The 14,744-nt window shown below is 52.6% G+C and carries 18 protein-coding genes; 13 read left to right on the forward strand and 5 right to left on the reverse strand.

All coding sequences use genetic code 11. The annotated features are described in order from the left end of the window. Positions 1 to 110: 110 nt before the first annotated feature. On the forward strand, positions 111 to 1,175 hold the full coding sequence (gene nadA / locus MWU64_RS03950) for a quinolinate synthase NadA (RefSeq protein ID WP_247061272.1): 1,065 nt from the start codon (positions 111 to 113) through the stop codon (positions 1,173 to 1,175). A gap of 18 nt (positions 1,176 to 1,193) precedes the next feature. Here the strand turns inward: nadA and MWU64_RS03955 are convergent, their stop codons facing one another. Continuing rightward, entirely contained in the window at positions 1,194 to 2,582 is a 1,389-nt protein-coding gene (locus MWU64_RS03955; RefSeq protein WP_247062043.1) for a M48 family metalloprotease, read from the reverse strand. A 250-nt stretch (positions 2,583 to 2,832) separates the two neighbouring features. On the opposite strand from MWU64_RS03955, the gene MWU64_RS03960 reads away from it, so the two are divergent. After that, the gene (locus MWU64_RS03960; protein ID WP_247061273.1) at positions 2,833 to 3,060 is read left to right on the forward strand and encodes a sulfurtransferase TusA family protein; all 228 of its coding nucleotides are present in this window, start codon (positions 2,833 to 2,835) and stop codon (positions 3,058 to 3,060) included. Positions 3,061 to 3,075: 15 nt separating this feature from the next. Then, complete coding sequence (locus MWU64_RS03965) at positions 3,076 to 4,152, forward strand: AI-2E family transporter (RefSeq protein ID WP_247061276.1); 1,077 nt, start codon at positions 3,076 to 3,078, stop codon at positions 4,150 to 4,152. A gap of 3 nt (positions 4,153 to 4,155) precedes the next feature. On the opposite strand, the gene MWU64_RS03970 is transcribed toward MWU64_RS03965, so the two are convergent. After that, the gene (locus MWU64_RS03970; RefSeq protein ID WP_247061278.1) at positions 4,156 to 4,623 is read right to left on the reverse strand and encodes a peroxiredoxin; all 468 of its coding nucleotides are present in this window, start codon (positions 4,621 to 4,623) and stop codon (positions 4,156 to 4,158) included. A gap of 74 nt (positions 4,624 to 4,697) precedes the next feature. Here MWU64_RS03970 and dapA point away from each other — a divergent pair, with 74 nt between their 5' ends. The 5 genes from dapA to MWU64_RS03995 are packed head-to-tail and all read left to right on the forward strand — an operon-like array spanning position 4,698 to position 9,293. Continuing rightward, the gene (gene dapA, locus MWU64_RS03975) at positions 4,698 to 5,576 is read left to right on the forward strand and encodes a 4-hydroxy-tetrahydrodipicolinate synthase (RefSeq protein WP_247061280.1); all 879 of its coding nucleotides are present in this window, start codon (positions 4,698 to 4,700) and stop codon (positions 5,574 to 5,576) included. 35 nt (positions 5,577 to 5,611) lie between these two features. Continuing rightward, a complete protein-coding gene (gene bamC, locus MWU64_RS03980) occupies positions 5,612 to 6,706 on the forward strand; it encodes an outer membrane protein assembly factor BamC (RefSeq protein ID WP_247061282.1) in 1,095 nt (364 codons plus the stop codon). A 44-nt stretch (positions 6,707 to 6,750) separates the two neighbouring features. Next, complete coding sequence (gene purC / locus MWU64_RS03985; RefSeq protein ID WP_247061284.1) at positions 6,751 to 7,464, forward strand: phosphoribosylaminoimidazolesuccinocarboxamide synthase; 714 nt, start codon at positions 6,751 to 6,753, stop codon at positions 7,462 to 7,464. A gap of 35 nt (positions 7,465 to 7,499) precedes the next feature. Further along, entirely contained in the window at positions 7,500 to 8,237 is a 738-nt protein-coding gene (locus MWU64_RS03990; protein WP_247061286.1) for a TIGR04219 family outer membrane beta-barrel protein, read from the forward strand. A gap of 48 nt (positions 8,238 to 8,285) precedes the next feature. Next, positions 8,286 to 9,293, forward strand: a complete 1,008-nt coding sequence (locus MWU64_RS03995; RefSeq protein WP_247061288.1) for an NAD-dependent epimerase — start codon at positions 8,286 to 8,288, stop codon at positions 9,291 to 9,293. Here the strand turns inward: MWU64_RS03995 and MWU64_RS04000 are convergent. Continuing rightward, complete coding sequence (locus MWU64_RS04000; RefSeq protein WP_247061296.1) at positions 9,281 to 10,075, reverse strand: RluA family pseudouridine synthase; 795 nt, start codon at positions 10,073 to 10,075, stop codon at positions 9,281 to 9,283. The genes MWU64_RS03995 and MWU64_RS04000 overlap by 13 nt on opposite strands. A gap of 142 nt (positions 10,076 to 10,217) precedes the next feature. On the opposite strand from MWU64_RS04000, the gene MWU64_RS04005 reads away from it, so the two are divergent. Then, positions 10,218 to 10,394 carry a DUF2897 family protein gene (locus MWU64_RS04005; protein WP_247061298.1) on the forward strand — a complete coding sequence of 59 codons (177 nt, stop codon included), beginning with the start codon at positions 10,218 to 10,220 and terminating at the stop codon, positions 10,392 to 10,394. Positions 10,395 to 10,397: 3 nt separating this feature from the next. Here MWU64_RS04005 and MWU64_RS04010 read toward each other — a convergent pair whose 3' ends face one another. Further along, complete coding sequence (locus tag MWU64_RS04010; protein ID WP_247061300.1) at positions 10,398 to 10,559, reverse strand: hypothetical protein; 162 nt, start codon at positions 10,557 to 10,559, stop codon at positions 10,398 to 10,400. A gap of 279 nt (positions 10,560 to 10,838) precedes the next feature. Here MWU64_RS04010 and MWU64_RS04015 point away from each other — a divergent pair, with 279 nt between their 5' ends. From MWU64_RS04015 to MWU64_RS04030, 4 genes are all read left to right on the forward strand, one after another. Then, complete coding sequence (locus tag MWU64_RS04015) at positions 10,839 to 11,204, forward strand: hypothetical protein (protein ID WP_247061302.1); 366 nt, start codon at positions 10,839 to 10,841, stop codon at positions 11,202 to 11,204. Between the two features lie 322 nt (positions 11,205 to 11,526). Continuing rightward, positions 11,527 to 12,285: a hypothetical protein gene (locus MWU64_RS04020; RefSeq protein WP_247061304.1), complete on the forward strand. Its 759-nt coding sequence runs from the start codon at positions 11,527 to 11,529 to the stop codon at positions 12,283 to 12,285. Positions 12,286 to 12,348: 63 nt separating this feature from the next. Continuing rightward, the gene (locus MWU64_RS04025; RefSeq protein WP_247061306.1) at positions 12,349 to 12,609 is read left to right on the forward strand and encodes a hypothetical protein; all 261 of its coding nucleotides are present in this window, start codon (positions 12,349 to 12,351) and stop codon (positions 12,607 to 12,609) included. Positions 12,610 to 13,020: 411 nt separating this feature from the next. Continuing rightward, on the forward strand, positions 13,021 to 13,530 hold the full coding sequence (locus tag MWU64_RS04030) for a hypothetical protein (protein ID WP_247061316.1): 510 nt from the start codon (positions 13,021 to 13,023) through the stop codon (positions 13,528 to 13,530). Between the two features lie 84 nt (positions 13,531 to 13,614). On the opposite strand, the gene MWU64_RS04035 is transcribed toward MWU64_RS04030, so the two are convergent. Then, the gene (locus MWU64_RS04035; RefSeq protein WP_247061318.1) at positions 13,615 to 14,346 is read right to left on the reverse strand and encodes a DUF1194 domain-containing protein; all 732 of its coding nucleotides are present in this window, start codon (positions 14,344 to 14,346) and stop codon (positions 13,615 to 13,617) included. Positions 14,347 to 14,744: the final 398 nt, after the last annotated feature.

A 14,744-nucleotide genomic window follows, 5' to 3' on the forward strand; every position in this document is an offset into this window, starting at 1 on the left:
TTCGGGCTCTTTTTTTTTGTCTGCAGTTTTTGGGGAGATGTCTCACTGTCCTCAATTCAAATGGGGAAGTGATATACTCGGCCTGTAACGTTCAACGCAGAGATCCATCAATGACACGAGCGCAAGACCGTATCCTTGTTCAGGAACACCTGGCTCATGCCGCTGAGCCTAAGCCTCTCAGCACTAGCGAGAAAGCCGAGCTTGAGGCCCGCATCAAACAGGTACTTTTAGACAAAGATGCTGTGCTGGTTGCTCATTACTACACCGACCCTGATATTCAGCGATTGGCTGAAGAGACAGGCGGCTGTGTGGCTGACTCTTTGGAAATGGCGCGTTTCGGTAACCAGCATTCAGCCACGACCGTGGTCGTGGCCGGTGTCCGGTTTATGGGCGAAACAGCGAAGATACTAAACCCTGAAAAACGCGTGCTTATGCCAACGCTGGAAGCGACCTGTTCGCTTGACGTAGGCTGCCCGGCGGACGAGTTTTCAGAATTCTGTGATCAGCACCCTGACCGAACCGTGGTGGTGTATGCCAACACCTCGGCGGCCGTAAAGGCGAGAGCAGACTGGGTAGTCACCTCAAGCTGTGCGCAGGCAATTGTCGAAGATCTGGATGCGCGGGGAGAAAAGATCCTCTGGGCACCCGACAAACATTTGGGCCATTACGTTCAGAAAACGACCGGCGCCGACGTGCTGTTGTGGGACGGTTCCTGCATTGTGCACGAAGAGTTCAAGTCCAGAGGGCTTGAAGACCTGAAAGCGCTGTACCCGAATGCTGCGATTCTGGTGCACCCCGAGTCGCCAGACGCAGTCGTAGAAATGGCCGATGTGGTGGGCTCGACGTCTCAGTTGATCCACGCCGTGCAGAGCATGCCGAATGAAGAGTTTATTGTCGCCACTGACAACGGCATCTTCTACAAAATGCAGCAGTTGGCACCCAATAAAACACTGATCGAGGCACCTACCGCTGGCAACGGCGCCACATGCCGGAGTTGTGCGCAGTGCCCCTGGATGGCGATGAACGGTTTGGAAAACCTGCTTCATGTGCTGGAAACCGGTGATCAGGAAGTACACGTTGATTCTGCCCTCCGTGAAGACGCTTTGCGCCCACTCAAGCGCATGCTGGATTTCACCGCAGGTATGAACCTCAAGGCGGCCGGCAACGCCTCCTGATGGGTTAGCAGGTCCTTGTCAGGACCTGTTAGCTTGCTGAATGCGGCTGGCGATATCGCTCAGCCGCTCGCTAACCACTTGCCGTTCTGCTGAGCCTGCGGGCAGCTTTTCCTGAGCTTGTCTGAGCTGGCGCTGAGCGGAACGGTAATCCCCCCGCAGTGCATCGTATTCGGCTCTCGCTCGATGGACGCCGACAATGTTTCTCGCCATGCCTTCCGCTTCCGCAAGTCGGAGCCAAATCTGATCGCCGGAGGGGCGCTGGCGGGTTAGATCTTTTAAATAACGAGCGGCTGCAGAGCCGTTGCCATCCGCAATCTCGAGCCCGGCTAGCGCCCAGGTGATCGGATAATTTCCAGGGTTGCGTGAGAGCGCCGTTTTCAGGATTTGTCGGGCATCTTCATAACGCTTCTGCTCGGTATAGATCTCGGCAAGCGTTACCTGGAAGGTAATGCGCCCCGGGTTTTTCGAAAGAAGTTCCTGCAGAATGCTTTCCGCTTTGGCCAGCTGCTTGTTTTCTTTATAGGCCACGGCAAGCCCGTAGCGTATTGCATCATTCTTTTTAGTGTCGTCTCGATTCAGGTACGACTCGAATATTTCGACCGCCGATGCCGGTGTTTTGGCGTAATGAACCTGCAAGCGGCTGCGCATCAGGTGGTACTCCTGACTATCGTGCACCGTTTTGCTGGGATACTGCTCAGCCCGGTTTTGCGTGTCAGAAACGCGGCTCTGAGTCAGAGGGTGTGTGGATAGATATTCGGGCATCTTGTTCCCTTGCAGGCGGTTCTGACGCATCATGATTTCGAACATCTCGGGCATGCCTCGTGGGTCAAGGCCGGCATTGGCGAGAATGTCCAGGCCTACCCGGTCGGCTTCCTGTTCATGAGCCCGGCTGTAGGACAGCATGTTTTGAATAGCCATAGCCTGTGTTCCTGCTATGGCGGCAATGCCAATGTCGGATTGAGTCACGGCAGAGAGCACGATGCCCGCGATCATACCGGCCAATGTTAACGGGGCGCTGGTTTCCTGCTGTTCCATGCGGCGTGCGAAGTGGCGCTGACTCAGGTGGGCCAATTCGTGGGCGAGTACCGACGCAAACTGTTGTTCTGTGGTGGCGCTGAGAAAAAGCCCGCCATTAACCCCGACTACGCCACCCGGCACGGCGAATGCGTTCAAAGCGGGACTGTCGATGAGCACCAGTTTCAGGTTTCGGTTATCTAGCGGGGCGGACGGTACGAGTCGGTAAATCACGCTGTACAAGTAGTCGTATACCAATGGATCTTGCACCTGCGGTGCCGATCGCCGGATAGATGTCATCACCTGCTCCCCGATGCTGGCTTCCTGTTGGCCAGCAATCAGGCCGCCACTGCCGCCGAACGAGGGCAGGGGGGTTGGTTCAGCCTTTACCATGGATGTTGCGACAAACGCTGTAAACAGAGCGGCCGCAATGAAACAGGTCAAAGAGCGGCGATTGTTACGAAGGAGCGTCATGGACTTTGATGTTGCCTCAACATAAGTGTGTGATGTGCGTTACGAATGGCTCTAGGGTGCCTTGCCCGATGATCCCGGGCAGCATTACCAACTGTTTTGATGCATTAGAGTAACACTGTCGGCATAATGCCTGCCCATTGTTGAATGAATATTAATGGTGTTTCCCAAGATGGCTGACAGAACTCTGGATGCAAGTGGGTTGCGTTGCCCTATGCCCCTACTGAAAACCAAGTTAGAGCTCAATGCAATGGCTGCTGGCGAGCGTTTGGAGGTGATTGCGACTGATGCCGGGTCAGCACGGGATATTCCTGCCTACATAAAATTATCCGCACACGAGCTCCTTAGCTATAAGGAAGATAACGGTGAATACCGGTTCGTGATAGAGTGCGGCGGATAATCGTCGGAGCGTTTCATGATCAGAGTCTTGCGAGATCTCGCGAATAAATATTTTTCAGACGAAGAAGCAGTGGTGCTGTTTCTTATCTTGCTTGCGGGCACCGTTTTTATTGTTTGGTTCGGCGCCATGCTGGCACCTGCTATTGCTTCTTTGATCGTTGCTTTTATTTTGCAAGGGTTGGTGCTCAAGCTGCAGCGGTGGGGCGTACCGGATTTCATTGCCGTCATCAGTGTATTTTTGATGTTTCTGGGTGTGCTGGTCGGCTTCCTGTTCGGATTGCTGCCGCTGGTTTGGTCGCAGGTGTCGAATCTGGCGAAGGAAGCGCCAAGGATTATCCGTGAGCTCCAGTCCTATTTGGAGGTGTTTCCTCATGAGTACCCGCACCTGATCTCAGCGGACGCGGTCAATGCGGTGTATCAGCAGGTGTCTAGCGAAGTTGCCCATATTACCCAGTGGTTGGTGTCGTTTTCGTTGTCCAGCATACCGGATCTGGTGGCGCTGCTGATCTATATGGTGTTGGTGCCAATTCTGGTGTTTTTCTTTCTGAAAGACCGGGAGTTGCTGATTAACTCGTTTGCGCGCCTGCTACCAAAGCAGCGCCCGATGATGATCGGTATCTGGCACGAAGTGAACCTGCAGTGTGCCAATTACGTCCGAGGTAAAGCGGTTGAGATCCTGATTGTGGGGTCGGTGACATACATTGCATTCAAAGTGTTAGGTATGCCCTATGCGGCCTTGTTGTCTTTGCTGGTGGGATTGAGTGTCGTTATTCCTTACATCGGTGCTGCTGTGGTCACCATTCCGGTCGCGGTGATCGGGCTGTTTGCGTTTGGGTGGGGTAGCCACTTCATATGGGTGATGGTTGTGTACGGCATTATTCAGGCACTGGATGGCAACGTGCTGGTGCCGGTTTTGTTCTCGGAGGTTAATAATCTGCACCCGGTCGCCATTATTGTGGCCGTGTTGTTCTTTGGGGGTGTCTGGGGCTTGTGGGGTGTTTTCTTTGCTATCCCTTTGGCGACAATGCTTAAAGCTGTGTTTGCAGCCTGGCCGGTGAAGAGCGATGTTTCCTCACCGGCGGCGAAGGTTTAAAGGCTAGAGAGCTTTGACCGCGTCTAGCACCTCGTCGGCGTGGCCTTTCACTTTAACGCCACGCCACTCTTGACGGAGCACGCCTTTCTTGTCGATCAGGAAAGTACTTCTCTCAATACCCAGATGCTCTTTTCCGTAAAGCTTTTTGAGTTTGATAACGTCAAAAAGCTTGCACAGGTCTTCGTCTTTGTCTGAAATCAGGTGAAACGGAAATTCGTGCTTGGCCCGGAAGTTCTCGTGCACTCGCAAGCTGTCTCGGGATACACCGAATATTTCGGTGTTCAGAGCAGTGAATTGCTCCATGCGATCACGAAAATCCTGGCCTTCTGTGGTGCATCCGGGGGTGTTGTCTTTCGGATAAAAGTAGATAATGACGTTTTTACCCTTAAGGTCCGCCAGGGTAATTGATTGATCACCGGTGGCCTGGGCCTGAAAATCGGGTACAGGCTGATTCAATGCTACGGATGACATGACATCTCCTTTAATTCCCTTGTGTCAGTTCGAGCCCAACATTACCATATCGGTTTTATTCGGACGGAGTTTTTATGATTACGGGTAGCCTCGTCGCACTAGTTACGCCCATGCATCCCAATGGTGACATCCACTGGGAAGATTTGGACAAACTAGTGGACTTTCATATCGAAAATGGCACTCATGGCATTGTGGCTGTGGGCACCACTGGTGAGTCCGCCACTTTGGACCCGAAAGAACATTGTCGGGTTATCGGCCATATCATAAAACGAGTGGATGGCCGGATTCCTGTGATCGCCGGTACCGGCGGCAACAGCACCCGGGAAGCGATTGATCTGACGACTGAAGCGCACAATCTGGGTGCCGATGCGTGCTTGCTGGTCGTGCCGTACTACAACAAGCCCACCCAGGAAGGCTTGTACCAGCACTTCAAGGCCATTGCCGAAGCGGTACCGGGCATGAGCCAGATCCTATACAACGTGCCGGGGCGGACTGCTTGCGACATGCTGAACGAAACGGTGCTGCGTCTTGCAGACATTCCCAACATTGTGGGCATCAAAGACGCGACCGGTAATATCCCCCGCGGGACCGAGCTGATTGAAGGTTTGGCAGGGCGCTTGGCGGTGTACTCCGGTGACGATGCTACCGCTGCAGAGTTGATGCTTGCCGGCGCCAAAGGCAACGTTTCTGTAACGGCCAACGTGGCGCCCAAAGGCATGGCTCAGTTGTGTGAGGCCGCCATCGCCGGCAACGAAGAGGAAACGCGCCGTCTGAATGAACAGCTTATGCCGCTGAATCACAAGCTGTTTCTGGAAGCGAATCCGATTCCGGTTAAATGGGCTCTACAGCATATGGGCATGATCGGTGAAGGGATTCGTTTGCCGCTGACTCCGCTCAGCGATAAGTTCCACGGTGAAGTGGAAGACGCACTCAAGGCTTCAGGTGTTCTCTGAGGCCAACCCCTTTTCTCTTCAACCGGAGTAACCCGATGCAGGTTCCTGGAAGAACCCGTAACAAACTTGTATCCCTAGCCCGGCCTGTTGCCGGGTTTGTGTTTGCTGGCACACTGGCAGGCTGTGGCTTTCTGCACGACCGTTCCGAAGATTATGTGAATGCACCTGAAGGTACGCCCATTGAGGTGCCTGCCGGCTATGACAATTCCCGTTTGGGCGAAGCTATGCCAATTCGCAGCATTCGTACGGATGATTCCCGCCGAATGTACCCGTCTTCCATTCCCCGTCCTCCTGATATGACGTCTGATATTCTCGACGAGAACTACGTTATTGAAGAGTTGGACGGCCGATTGTGGTTGCTGGTGAATGATGTGCCGGGGCGATTGTGGCCAGCTGCGAGTGCGTGGATGAATCAGTCAGGGTTGGGTGTTGCGCACGACAGCCCCCAGTTGGGTGTTTTGCAAAGCGAATTGGCCAATTTCAGCATAGCGGCGAGAACGCTGCTTGAGTTGGATAATGCGCCCGGTGCCTCTGAGCCCAAGGTGCTTGTGCAACTGAGACTGGCTCCCGGTATTCGCCGGAAAACCACGGAAATTCGTGCTCGGGTATTAGAGTTCGATGAAAAGCCTGAGGGTCTGGTCGCCTGGAACACGGATTCAACGGACAACGAGCCTTCGCAAGCGCTTCAGAAAAAGCTCTTGGGTGAACTGGCAGAGTTTCTGAAACAGCGAGAAGACAGTAAATCGTTCTCCCGAGCGGCTTCCGGGATGGTGGCGAAACCACTGGTTCGTTTGGTTTCGGAAGACGAAAAGGCGAAAGCTGTTGAAGTGGAGCTCGATTACGGCCGTACCTGGGCCGAGGTGAACCGTTCCCTTGAAGAAATTGGCGCGAACATTGTCGATATTGATCGCAGTGCCGGCTGGGTTCAGGTGGATTTCCGTACTGAAGACGAACGTTCTCCTGGCTGGTTCTCATGGTTCAGCGACGACGACAAGCTCACTCATACTCACACGGTAACAATCCGCCAGGCAGGCTCTGCCATGGTGGTTACGGCAGAGCGCGTTGACACCTATAATGGTGAACAAACCCGTGCCGACCTGCTTACCAAATTGTTTGAACATCTGTATTGATTAACGGGGTGGCCGGGCAGGCCGCTGACCGTTTGGAGACCTTAATGGAAAAGCGCGAAGAGCTATACGCGGGCAAGGCAAAATCTGTTTACCGCACCGATGACCCCAATCGTTTCGTTCTGGTATTCCGGGACGACACCTCCGCCTTCGACGGCGAGAAGAAAGAACAGCTGAACCGCAAGGGCATGGTGAACAACAAGTTCAATGCCTTCATCATGGAGAAGCTTGAGGCGGCCGGTGTGCCGACTCACTTTGAAGGGTTGCTGTCTGATACTGAATCTTTGGTGAAAAAGCTCGATATGATTCCGGTGGAATGTGTTGTGCGCAACATTTCCGCGGGCAGCCTGTGCCGCAGAATTGGCGTGGAAGAGGGTGTTGAACTGAACCCGCCAACCTACGAGCTGTTCCTGAAGGACGACGCTCTGCACGACCCAATGGTGAACGAGTCATTGGCTGTGAGCTTCGGCTGGGCATCAGAAGCCGAGCTGGCGCAGATGAAAGAGCTGACCTACAAGGTAAACGATGTCCTTAAGGCGCTGTTTGATGAAGCTGGCATGCTGCTGGTGGACTACAAGCTGGAATTTGGCCGTAGTGAAGGCAAGATCGTCTTGGGTGACGAATTCAGCCCGGATGGCTGTCGTATCTGGGATAAGGAAACCCGTAAAAAGATGGATAAAGACCGGTTCCGTCAGGGGCTGGGTAGTGTGATCGAAACCTACGAAGAAGTAGGTCGTCGTCTCGGTATCAGTTTTGACTGATCACTATAATAAATAACCAAACGACAGGGTGTGTTATGCGTAAATTGATGATTGCTGTGGGTGGCTCTTTGGTACTTGCCGCTCCGTTGGCCAGCGCTGATGTAGTTGGTGCGGGAGCAAGTGTTAGCTACTGGAACTCGGATTTTTCCGGTGATGTGGTCAACAAAGGCGACGTTGTCGATATCGACAAAGACCTCAACATGAGCAGCGACGGCAACGCCAACTTTACCGCTAACTTTGAACACCCCATCCCGGTACTGCCAAACGTACGGTTGAATTACACCGGTATTTCGCAAAGTGGCCGCGGCAAAGTTGGTTTAGCTGGCTTTGACATTATAGGTGCTGATGCTGACGTTAAATCCGACCTCGACATCGACCAACTCGATGCGACCTTTTATTACGAAGTGTTGGATAACTGGGTGAACCTAGATCTCGGCCTAACTGCTAGGAAGTTGGATGCTGAGCTGATTTTGCGCGACCTAAGTGATAGTGCCAAAGTTAGTAAAACCTCCGTTGATGGCGTGCTCCCCATGGGCTACGCGTCCGTTCGCTTCGACCTACCGTTCACCGGCGTATCGGTTGGTGGCGAAGGCAACGTGATTTCCTACAGCGGTGATTCGTTGTACGACGTCAATGTGTACGGTCAGTTTGACGTTGCAGTACTGCGCCTGCGCGCCGGTTACCGCGAAATGGCGATTGACTACGAAGACGACGATGATCGACTGGATGTGAAGCTGTCCGGCCCGTTTGCAAGTATCGGCGTGGACTTCTAAGCAAGTTATAAAGGCGCCTTCGGGCGCCATTTTTTTGGAGAACAGATTTTGAAAATCCTCGTAACGGGCACTGCTGGATTCATCGGCTCACACCTGGCTCATCGGCTGCTGGATCGCGGTGATGAAGTGATTGGTGTGGACAACGTTAACGACTATTACGACGTCAACCTCAAGGAAGCGCGATTGGCGCGGTTGCTGGATAAGCCGGGCTTTACCGAAGTGCGTGAAGACGTTGCGAATCGGGAAGCAATGGAAGCGCTGTTCCGCGAGCACAAGCCAGAGCGTGTTGTGCATCTGGCAGCCCAAGCCGGCGTGCGCTATTCACTGGAGAATCCCCACGCCTACATCGATGCCAATTTAGTAGGCTTTACCAACATTCTGGAAGGTTGCCGTCACAACGACGTGAAGCATCTGGTGTATGCGTCCAGCAGTTCTGTGTACGGCGCTAACGAAACCATGCCGTTTTCAGTGCATGACAACGTGGATCACCCGTTGAGCTTGTACGCCGCATCCAAGAAGGCTAATGAGCTGATGGCTCACACCTACAGCCATCTGTACAACATGCCGACCACCGGTTTACGGTTCTTTACCGTCTACGGTCCCTGGGGCCGCCCGGACATGGCGCTGTTTATCTTCACGAAGAAAATTCTGGCGGGCGAGCCGATTGATGTATTCAACCACGGCCAGCACCGTCGCGATTTCACCTACATTGATGACATCGTTGAAGGCGTAATCCGCACGCTGGACCACGTGGCCGAGCCAAACCCGGAGTGGTCAGGTGCTCAGCCAGACCCCGGCACCAGTAAGGCGCCGTACCGCATCTACAACATCGGTAGCAATAACCCGGTTGAGCTGTCCCGGTTTATTGAAATTATCGAGGAGCGAGTGGGTAAGAAGGCACAGAAGAATTTGCTGCCGCTGCAGCCCGGTGATGTGCCGGCTACCTATGCCAACGTTGATGATCTGATCAACGATGTAGACTACAAGCCGGCCACACCGGTTGAAGAGGGCATTGCCAACTTCGTGGATTGGTATCGAGACTTTTACAAAGTTTGACCGAAAGACTGTCTGCGCTTTAGCAACGGGCAGTCGAACGCCAGATGCACGGCTTCAAGTTGTAAACCGGCTGCATCTGGCGTCCCGTAAAGTCTGTCGCCGACAATAGGGTGATTGATACCTGCAAGGTGCCGTCGAATCTGATGCTTGCGGCCGGTTTCGATGGCCACTTTTACCACCGTAGTGTCTGCCTCACTATCGTAATTCAGTGTTGTCACTCGACTAATGGATTCCTTTCCATCCAATTTCGCATCAATCACTAAATCTTCCGCAATTAGCGGGCCTGTTACTGTAGCCCGATAGATCTTGGATACCGTACGGCCCGAAAACAGTTGTGAAAGTGCGCCTGCGGATTTGCCGTCATGAGCAACTAACATCAAGCCGGCTGCATCACCATCTAGGCGATGAACCAGAAAACAGGGCTTATTCAGCTCAACTTCTGCCAAGCGAAGCAGGCTGCAATGATCCCCCCATTGCGAACCTTGGGAAAGAAGACCGTGGGGTTTGAACCAAACACTGTAACTCCGAAAGGCTTGGACCAGTTTCGGAGGTTCGGGAATCTTTGATAGCACCTGATCGTCATAAAATAGCTCGATGCGCGTACCTACTTTAAGTTCCCGTTTGGCCTTTCGAAGCCGAACCTTCTTGCCTTTCTGTGTCCACCAGCACGCCCCTTTCGCCATTGCGTCTTTTATGCGCTGCTTGGGTAGCCCCGACGCTTGCGCCAGCGCATCCACGGCGCTTTGAGCGGAATCAACGGTGATATCAATCTGTTTGCGCATCGGGTGTCCTGGAAGCTGCGAAGATCGGGGCAATGGTACGAAGCTACACAAGGCGGGACAAGTGGTTTCTTGTTTGGGGACAGAGTTAACCAATCGGAGGAGAGGGTGTACACTGAAGTAAAACCTGCAAAGGAGAACGGTAATGCCGCTCGTAGGATGGCTCTTCATATTAGCTGCGTTTGCCATGGTGATTGGTAGTCTCTTGTTTCTCAGAGACAGTGCCAATATGAAAATTCCGGAAGAGAAGCTGGAAAAAATCCGCGCCCGAAAAGCTCAACTTGAAAAAGAAGAGCAGGAAGAGGAAAAACGGGAGGGTTAAGCGCTAGAACCCTGCCAGCAACACGTAATCTTGAGCGAAATTGAACGCCCATTCGTAATAATAGTATGGATCCAAGTATTTGGTTTCAAACAATTCGGGGTGGTCTGCGATCACTGCCAAGGCCATGATACCCGTTGCACAAGCGCACTTTTTTCCGGTTGTCACGCTCAACTCCTTTTCAACATCTCACCTCTAAGTTGAAGATGTGTTGTCTTCAGCTACGCATCTGCATACTTCCCACAAGAATAGTAGACACGGCCCAAGCATCCAGTTTTTCCGGCTATTTTTTTAGAACGGAAATTCAGAATCATAGCGGTTGGTTGTTTTGGCCTGTTAAGCGTACGTGGAACTGCTGATTTCAGTGATCAGAGGCTGTATTGTTTTGCTGATCATTTAATGATCGAGGATATTCCGACTAACAATAAGAACGTAGGATTTGCAATCATGCCAAGACGCGCAGTGCAGTTGTGCGCCGCTCTTACCAGCGGGCTCGTGGTTTCAAATGCCGATGCCAGTATGGGTAATTTGGGGACCAGTTACGGGTTAATGCCCCAGGATGTCGCCACAGCCCAAGGGCTTTCGTTGTTTAACAGTGCAGCTTCCGCGACCTACTCGCCGACTCAACACGTATTGCTTGGTTTCAAATCGAATCTTGCGTCTTTGACCCGTAAGAGGCATCCCGTCTATGTAGGTGTAATGATTGGCCTGGAAAAGTACGGCAAAGAGATGATGCCCTTCCGCTCCGAAACTGCAGACACGGGGCAACTACGATTACCGAAGGCGTGTCGGTTGGGGGTTCTGTCCGGTTAACGTTGGAATCCCGGGCAGAGTTGAAAGCGCTTTCGACGCTCGAAGGTGAGACGAGCCAAGAGCGTTTGCAGGTAAACGCCCAGCCGTCGCTGAAGACCGGCACGGATGTGATCGACTATTCGCTTGAACGAATCGATGGCGGGTATAGCGTTAGCCTCATGCCGGCAGAGCCACTGCATACTGGGACCGAGTATAAACTTATCTTCGACAAAACCGTGCTCTCTGATAAAGGGCGGCCATTCCGAACACTCTATTCGAACCGTCAGACTTCGCTTCGTTTCGCATTGAGCTGACTCACCCGGTTCATCCGGATTGGCAGAAGTTGGGCGGCAAGATTGAGCTTTTGGATGATAAGGGCAATTCGGTACAGGCAGACGTGTTTGTTCAGGATCGCCGAATTACCGTTGACCCCTGCGTTGCCGAAAGTGCCGCTAACTGTGGCTTGCCCGGGGATAAGCTGGCCAGTGGCGAACGCTACACTTTGAACACTCAAGCGCTTCCGTCCGTCAACGGAGAGCATCTAAGCAGTAAAACGGAATTCAAGGCGATGAAAACGGAGCCGGTGGTTGTTCAGTTTCAGAACGTGACCGACCCGGGCATCACGGAAGGGAATGCGGACTTGGTCTTGTCCAAGTTGAACGGACAGCCCGTCAACGGTGTGATTTTGAATTCGATGTTGCTTGGTACTACCGATGCCTCAGAGAGCAGCGGTGGTCTGTACAGTGAGTTAGCCTATGCGCCGGCATTCAGACCCGATGAGCCGTTGCCGATCCGAGTGCCGCGGGGCACTCGATTGATTGGCAGCTCCATCGATGTGAAAGCCAATGGTACTGTCTCAGTGCTTGATGAAGATGCCGGTCAATCCCTTCGTTCTGGCGCATTGAATGTTATTACGATTAGCGATGCCACGGGTTATTTAATCCCGAACCCTTATACCGACCATGTGGACGCGCCAAGCCATGTTCGATTGTTTAGCGATGCGGCAATGATCACAGAAGCGGCTAGCACGAACACAGCTTTAACGCAGAACCTGCCGCACATCGAAATGGTAGGCATCGCCCGGGTGACGGATGGCCTTTGAACCATTGATGTGATGGCGGTGCTGAAGCCGAACCTGTTAGGCCGGGAGGTCGCGGATTCTACTGTGGCCTTCCAGATAACTGCCGACACCTCGATTGATGCGCAGATGGAAGCGTTTGACAACCGAGCGCCAGACCGGGATGCGCCGAAGCTTGTGAGCTGGTCGCCCGGGTCTGATGGAAAATACGATTTCATGCCCGATCGCGATGCAATGCACCGGCCCGGTGATCCGGTAACCCTGTTTTTCGATGAGCCTGTTTTGGCTTTATCGGTTGAGTCTGGTGTCATTCAGAAAGCCGGCGCAAGCGAAGTGCCTGTAAAGTAATGGGTGGACGGCGCATCGGTGAGCCTTAACCCTGAGGGTGGTCTGCAACACGGTGTGCGTTACTTGTTAGAGCTCAACTCCAATCTTACAGACCTTGCAGGGAATGCTATTCCTCACCAAGTTCTGGAGTTTGAACTTCCGGATTTCACAATCAATCGATATAACCACGGTGCGAATAGGGGATACGTTCAGGGTGGATTCGGTTAACGAAGACGGAAGTATCCTCACTGAGAATATTCCCGGCCGGTTGGAATTCAGCAATCAACGCCTCCAGTTCTTGATTGCGAATCTCGGAATAATTGCCGGGAGCCGTTTAACCATAAGCTGGACCCCAGAGGTGAGGCGGCCCCAACACCCTACCGGCCCAGTGAGAATGCGACCACCATCTTAGCCGGTGGCAATTCCAGTTTCTTGGGTGTTCCTTCGATCCCGACAAGGATCGGGTGTGATCCATCTTTAAGTGGCGATTGCCCTGATGACAAGTTTCTGTACAAAACCTATGGGCTGAACATTGAATTCGAAGGGCCGATTGATCCAGACGTGTTCGGGAAAGAAGGCGTTGAAGTCAAAGTGTATCCAACGGTCATCGCCACCACAGGGGTTAGCGTATTTTTGACCGGGGTAGGAGAGCAGAATACCGGGCCAGCCATCGTCCGGATTCGGCATGTACCAACCGACGACAATCCTCAAGGCCATCTTGTCGGCTTGATTGACGAAGGCCCGGACGACGGGCGATTGCTGGTAACCCTTGAAACTTTAAAAGCCGTTGAACTGTCTGCCAAGGTGGATTTTAAGAATATTCCCGAGATTTTTCGAGGTATGGTTGAGATCCCTCTGATTATTCCGTCCGGCGGGGCCAATTTGAACTTGATTTCTCTGCCGATCAAACAGATGCCGGAGGCTCATCAGGTGGCGCCTTGAGGTGTTCTTTAGAGTAATAGTCAATTCGAGGTGGCATTAAAGCAGGTCGAACACTGTAACGAGGCTGCTTTAATGCCGTTTAGTTCATGCAGTTTGAGTACGTAGTTTCGCAGCGCCAATACCTGCCAAGCCAAGCAGCATAAGAATTAGAGTTGCTGGCTCTGGAACCGGAACAGGATTGATTTCCCTTTTAAGTTTCTCAATCAGTACCTTCTCGAAAGTATCGAAGCCACTAGCAAGTAATGAGAATGAATCCGGCCCATAGGCGAAGTCCGGCGCTGTCCCGGTACCTATGCCGATAGCGTTGACAACCGTAGCTTTGCCATTATCTACGGCCCAAGCTGACGTGCCATTTGTTCCCGCTGATCCGGCCGGGTCAACGCCGCGATTCCACCTTCCATCTGTTGAAACATCGATAATTGAGCGCAGCGCACTGCCTGTGAACGTGCTCTCTGCAGCAACTATGCCGCAGGAGATACATGTTGAGCTGCCATTACCAGATTTGCTAAGCCCGAGGAAGAAGTTGCTGATATTGGTAACGTCTGTGCTATTTGCTATTGTGGTCATTGCGCGGACCACCGATGCTGTCCTGCCAAATCGCACTACAGATACTGCAACTGAGCCATCTGTTGGGAGAACGGCGGTTAAGGCATTGGAATACCCTTGCATTTGCAAGTTCCACTCAGAAGAATTGATGCTCCCTGATGCATCAACAACCAAGGAGAGTTCTATCGGGACAGCGTTGGCTGATATGGGTGTTAATGCGATCGCTGCGGCAAAAATAATCGAGTTTAATAATTGTTTTATGAGTTTCATGATTAGATTTCCTTCTCATCCTTTGATCCAGGATAGTGCCGGTCTGACGAGTTCGGTTGGAACAAGTCGTGGCACTGGTGCACCCCCAGTGCGCCAAACGAAAGTGCACCTGAGGTACTGAGCGGGCTTGCAGGAACTAGACCAATTTATAAAGCCAAGAGTTAATCGATGCTTTTCATTTGCTTATGGCTTTGATCCAAGATTTTCATCTTTGAAAAATAGGTGGGGCGTAAAGAAAGCCGACGCCGGAACGTTTGCATCTGCGGTATAGCGTGGCTTGAATCAGCCGAATACGCACGTTTTTATTGAGCGTATGTGTAGATATGCAGTGTGTGGGGGGAATGTCAGTTATAGGCGAGGGAAATATCAAGCCTAATGTGGCCAAGATGCCGATCAAA

The organism is Marinobacter sp. S0848L (assembly GCF_023016065.1).
GTDB lineage: Bacteria > Pseudomonadota > Gammaproteobacteria > Pseudomonadales > Oleiphilaceae > Marinobacter.

What these genes read in the sequence shown, in the direction of transcription:
- MWU64_RS03960 (WP_247061273.1), top strand. Translation starts at nt 2,833, where the DNA reads ATGGCTGACAGAACTCTGGATGCAAGTGGGTTGCGTTGCCCTATGCCC.
- MWU64_RS03990 (WP_247061286.1), top strand. Translation starts at nt 7,500, where the DNA reads ATGCGTAAATTGATGATTGCTGTGGGTGGCTCTTTGGTACTTGCCGCT.
- dapA (WP_247061280.1), top strand. Translation starts at nt 4,698, where the DNA reads ATGATTACGGGTAGCCTCGTCGCACTAGTTACGCCCATGCATCCCAAT.
- MWU64_RS04035 (WP_247061318.1), bottom strand. Translation starts at nt 14,346, where the DNA reads ATGAAACTCATAAAACAATTATTAAACTCGATTATTTTTGCCGCAGCG.
- MWU64_RS04015 (WP_247061302.1), top strand. Translation starts at nt 10,839, where the DNA reads ATGCCAAGACGCGCAGTGCAGTTGTGCGCCGCTCTTACCAGCGGGCTC.
- MWU64_RS04005 (WP_247061298.1), top strand. Translation starts at nt 10,218, where the DNA reads ATGCCGCTCGTAGGATGGCTCTTCATATTAGCTGCGTTTGCCATGGTG.
- purC (WP_247061284.1), top strand. Translation starts at nt 6,751, where the DNA reads ATGGAAAAGCGCGAAGAGCTATACGCGGGCAAGGCAAAATCTGTTTAC.
- MWU64_RS03965 (WP_247061276.1), top strand. Translation starts at nt 3,076, where the DNA reads ATGATCAGAGTCTTGCGAGATCTCGCGAATAAATATTTTTCAGACGAA.
- MWU64_RS03970 (WP_247061278.1), bottom strand. Translation starts at nt 4,623, where the DNA reads ATGTCATCCGTAGCATTGAATCAGCCTGTACCCGATTTTCAGGCCCAG.
- nadA (WP_247061272.1), top strand. Translation starts at nt 111, where the DNA reads ATGACACGAGCGCAAGACCGTATCCTTGTTCAGGAACACCTGGCTCAT.
- MWU64_RS03955 (WP_247062043.1), bottom strand. Translation starts at nt 2,582, where the DNA reads ATGGTAAAGGCTGAACCAACCCCCCTGCCCTCGTTCGGCGGCAGTGGC.
- bamC (WP_247061282.1), top strand. Translation starts at nt 5,612, where the DNA reads ATGCAGGTTCCTGGAAGAACCCGTAACAAACTTGTATCCCTAGCCCGG.
- MWU64_RS04000 (WP_247061296.1), bottom strand. Translation starts at nt 10,075, where the DNA reads ATGCGCAAACAGATTGATATCACCGTTGATTCCGCTCAAAGCGCCGTG.